Origin of the sequence: Allocoleopsis sp. (assembly GCF_036703385.1) — a bacterium.
Classification (GTDB): domain Bacteria; phylum Cyanobacteriota; class Cyanobacteriia; order Cyanobacteriales; family Coleofasciculaceae; genus Allocoleopsis.
Window position 1 is genome coordinate 1 of the sequence record NZ_DATNPA010000180.1, and the last position, 4,067, is coordinate 4,067.

Below are 4,067 nucleotides of genomic sequence, written 5' to 3' on the forward strand. Positions count from 1 at the left end.
ATGGGCGGCATGGGCGGCATGGGTGGCATGGGCATGATGTAGTCCACCGCCATTTAGGTAAGAACCCTTGAGAGCAGCTTATCTCTTTAGATAGGCTGTTTTTTTGTTGCGATCGCTGATTCTGGCAGTAATACTAGATTAAACAATTGCAGGTTTAGAGGCTGATTAACCGACAATAAGACTTACAAGAAGCCAAAAAAGAATATACACAGGCTGATCTTGATAATCTCTTTCGCTACCGAAAATTTAGAGAAGGATTTCTTTCTGAGTTTGTTAGGGATTTTTTCAGCTACTTTAATCCTGAACGCGGTACTTCTATTAGAAGACTTATTGCTGAGCAACTCCATGATTTTATAAAAAATCATCCTGAACAAACTGAACTACATATAGTATCTTTATAGATAATGTTCTTACAGAGTTAAAGTTTAAGGATGATAGCGGAATACTTCGTTTTTGTAATAATCCTTTAAAAATTCATCATGTTTATATTTTTAATAATGAAAATAGCTGTGAATTTGTAGGATATGTTGGATGGATTTATGTAGAAAGGCTTAAGGAAGAAATCGAAAATATTAAAAAAAATTTTTGCGAAAACTAATTTGAAAAGATTAAGTAAATAATTAATATGAGGTAGATGCACATGAGAGAAAGAAATATCCATGATTTAGAGTTAGTCGTACCATCCCAAGCAGAAGACGAAGAAGAAGATTTATTTGATTACTTCTACGATAAGCCCGGTACTTTGCCGGGAACCCTGATCATCGAAGAAGACGCCACCCCGTCCAAGATTGTTTTAATTGACTACAACGAATCCAACGCTACCCGTCTTCAAGTCGCTAATCCTGAAGACTGTGCCCGCTACTTAGATACTGAGTCCGTTTCCTGGGTAGATGTTCAGGGTTTGGGGAGCGAAGATATCCTTAAGCGGCTGGGGAAAGTATTTGATTTGCATCCCCTTGTGCTGGAAGATGTGGTTAATGTACCGCAGCGCCCAAAGGTGGAGGATTACGATGACCAGTTAGTGATCATTGCCCAGATGGTGATGCTCAAAGAGAAGGGAGATGGTTTCTGGATTGAGCAAGTCAGTTTCGTGTTAGGCAAACATTACTTACTGACAGTACAGGAGGAACCCCAGCGAGATTGCTTTGGCCCCGTGCGCGATCGCATTCGTAACAACAAAGGCATCGTTCGCAAAGCCGGACCCGATTATTTAGCTTATGCGCTTTTAGATGCCGTGATCGATGGCTTTTTCCCAGTCCTGGAAGACTATGGTGAGCGAATCGAGGCGTTGGAGAATGAGGTGATGCTCAACCCAACACGCCACACTCTGGAAAAAATCTACCAAGTCAGGCGCGAATTGCTGGCATTGCGCCGATCAATATGGCCTCAGCGAGATGCGATTAACACCTTGATTCGCGCCGGTAGTAACCTGATGCGTCCCGATGTCTCGATTTATCTACGAGACTGTTACGATCACGCCGTTCAAGTCATGGATATGGTAGAAACTTATCGGGAACTCGCTTCGGGTCTAATGGATGTTTATCTATCCTCCGTCAGCAACAAGATGAACGAGATTATGAAGTTCTTGACTGTAATGTCATCGATTTTTATCCCACTAACTTTCATTGCAGGAATATATGGAATGAATTTTAATACCGAAAAATCTCCCTTAAATATGCCAGAACTGAACTGGTACTGGGGGTATCCCCTTTGTTTAGCTACGATGGCTGCGATCGCGGCGGCTCTATGCCTCTTTTTTTGGCGTCGGGGTTGGTTTCAGAACTTTTACACTATTAAGAATGATTAAATTAATAAAATTTCGCTCCCAATCAGTATATTAATGACTCCTTATCAGGATGTGTCTGATTGATTTATTCCTTTAGTTGTACTAAATTCTACTGCTTGATTGTAAATTATTGAAGGGGTTTGTTAGCGATGGACAATCGCAATTTATTGGTTTTTACAGTTTATCTAATCATTGTTACTTACGTATTTTATAAAGCTTATCAATCTTTAGAAACTCAAATCACAATAGACTTAGACACTGTATCTCTCAATGAAGAACTTGTAGCCAATGACTTGAAAGACATAGTAGACATTGACTTTAAAAAGCTAAAACCCAGTTATCAACTCGATGAAGTAAAAACTCTGAAAATCGGTATTAAAAATAAATCACCTGAGGAATCTGCCATTACTATTCGAGTCAACTGGGATGAAAGTTCTATCACAAATTATGAAGGAAATGTTAGTCGATTAATTCGGCTAACTAAAGGACTAGCAGAGGTACCTCAAAAGCAAGTTCCTAGTATCATTGTCGCCAATCAAAAGGTTGAAGAAGAATTGAGTGATGACAAAGACCTCGGCGGAAACTTGTTTAAAGTTCAAAAACTGAAAAAAGCGGCTCAAAAAGCTGATCCATTTATCCTAAGATTATCGTTTAAGGTATCTCAACCGGGGGCGGCGGATCGGACTTGTTTCATAAATTGTAAGTTGCTTCCTAAAAAACTACGCTGGACAAAAGCCTTGGTCATTGCCTTGACACCGCCACCCAAAAAGAAAGCTTAACTCGTGGCAATGGATAAAACAGAAAAACAAAAAATGTTGGCTGGTGAACTCTACCGAGGTTCCGATCACGAACTGGTAGCAGAACGCCAGAATGCACGTCGCCTGACTCGCCTCTACAACTCTACGACAGAGCAAGAAACCCAGAGGCGCGTTGAAATTCTGCGAGAGTTGTTTGGCACCGTAGGCTCATCGATAGAAATAGAGCCGCCCTTCTATTGCGACTACGGGTATAACATTCATGCAGGCGATGGTTTTTATATGAACTTTGGCTGTGTGATTTTGGACTGCTGTCCAGTTCACATTGGAAACAATGTATTGTGCGCTCCTTGTGTTCAGATTTACACCGCGACTCACCCAACTGACCCCGAAGTTCGTTTGTCCGGTCTAGAATTTGCGGCTCCAGTTCGCATTGGTAATAATGTTTGGATTGGGGGTGGAGCCATTATTTGTCCGGGAGTTACGATTGGAGACCACAGCACGATCGCAGCTGGGAGTGTGGTGGTGAAAGACATTCCTGCAAGAGTTGTAGCGGGGGGAAATCCCTGTCGGATTATCAAACACTTAGAATGAGCGGTTTTGAACTAATTCTAATAACGTCACTTCCCACACCAGTCGCGGTTGAGCATAGCCTAAAAGGTATTTTCGAGCTTGTTCTAGGTGTTGGATAATGGCAGGTTGATGTTGAGACTGCCAGTAACAATGTTGTAGATAATCCACCAACCATAGCTGAGTTTCTGTATCTAGAGTTTTGTCGATTGTCTTGGCGAGTTCCAGAGCATGGCGGGTTGATTTGGGTCGTACTTGGACTTCCTGAAGCAATTCTTGGGGGATGGATTGAAGTTGAGCAAAGGATGCGATCGCACCTCCGGGACTCCCTTGAGCGATCGCCAAAATCGATGGCTCTTGGAGAATCGCCTCATGTCCTGTCCGCCGCAGTACTTCTTCCATATCGGATTGCGCCAGTCGATAAAACGGAATCCTCTGGCAGCGCGAAACTAGCGTCGGCAACAATGACTCCGTGCTGGGGGCAATCAAAATTAACGTTCCTTGTCCCGGTTCTTCCAGCGTCTTGAGTAAGCCATTGGCAGCGGCCTCTGCCATTGTTTCTGCCTGATTTAGCACTACGACCTTTCGCGATGCCTCAAGAGCCGAACGACTGAAAAACTGGGCAATTTCCCGAATTTGTTCCAAACGAATTTGAGGCGGTGCCTTTCGTTGCAGACCTTTTTCTGCGGCTTCCTTCGCCGACAAGCGAATACCGTTGTGGAGATAAGTTGGCTCCACCCACAGAACATCAGGATGGTTGCCTTGATCCAAGCGTCTTTGTACCAATGGCTGCTTTTCGGGAGGGATATCTTGACAAAAGAGTATTTTTATGAATTCTTTTGCTGCCAGACTACGCCCAACGCCAGGAGAACCCGCAAAAAGATAGGCAGGGGCAATGCGCTTAGTAGCGATCGCTCCCCGCAACAATGCGATCGCTTGCTCTTGGCTTAAGAGAG

The 4,067-nt window shown here is 43.3% G+C and carries 4 protein-coding genes; 3 read left to right on the plus strand and 1 reads right to left on the minus strand.

Annotated features, from left to right (window positions below; translation table 11 throughout):
• The first annotated feature begins 640 nt into the window (after positions 1–640).
• The 3 genes from corA (at position 641) to V6C93_RS09050 (ending at position 3,135) form a co-directional block, all read left to right on the plus strand.
• The gene (gene corA / locus V6C93_RS09040) at positions 641–1,807 is read left to right on the plus strand and encodes a magnesium/cobalt transporter CorA (protein ID WP_333476325.1); all 1,167 of its coding nucleotides are present in this window, start codon (positions 641–643) and stop codon (positions 1,805–1,807) included.
• Between the two features lie 128 nt (positions 1,808–1,935).
• A complete protein-coding gene (locus V6C93_RS09045) occupies positions 1,936–2,565 on the plus strand; it encodes a hypothetical protein (protein ID WP_333476326.1) in 630 nt (209 codons plus the stop codon).
• Positions 2,566–2,574: 9 nt separating this feature from the next.
• Complete coding sequence (locus V6C93_RS09050; RefSeq protein ID WP_333476327.1) at positions 2,575–3,135, plus strand: sugar O-acetyltransferase; 561 nt, start codon at positions 2,575–2,577, stop codon at positions 3,133–3,135.
• Here the strand turns inward: V6C93_RS09050 and holB are convergent.
• On the minus strand, positions 3,127–4,067 hold a 941-nt coding region (gene holB / locus V6C93_RS09055; protein WP_333476328.1), incomplete at its 5' end, for a DNA polymerase III subunit delta'. The two genes, V6C93_RS09050 and holB, sit on opposite strands and share 9 nt — an antisense overlap.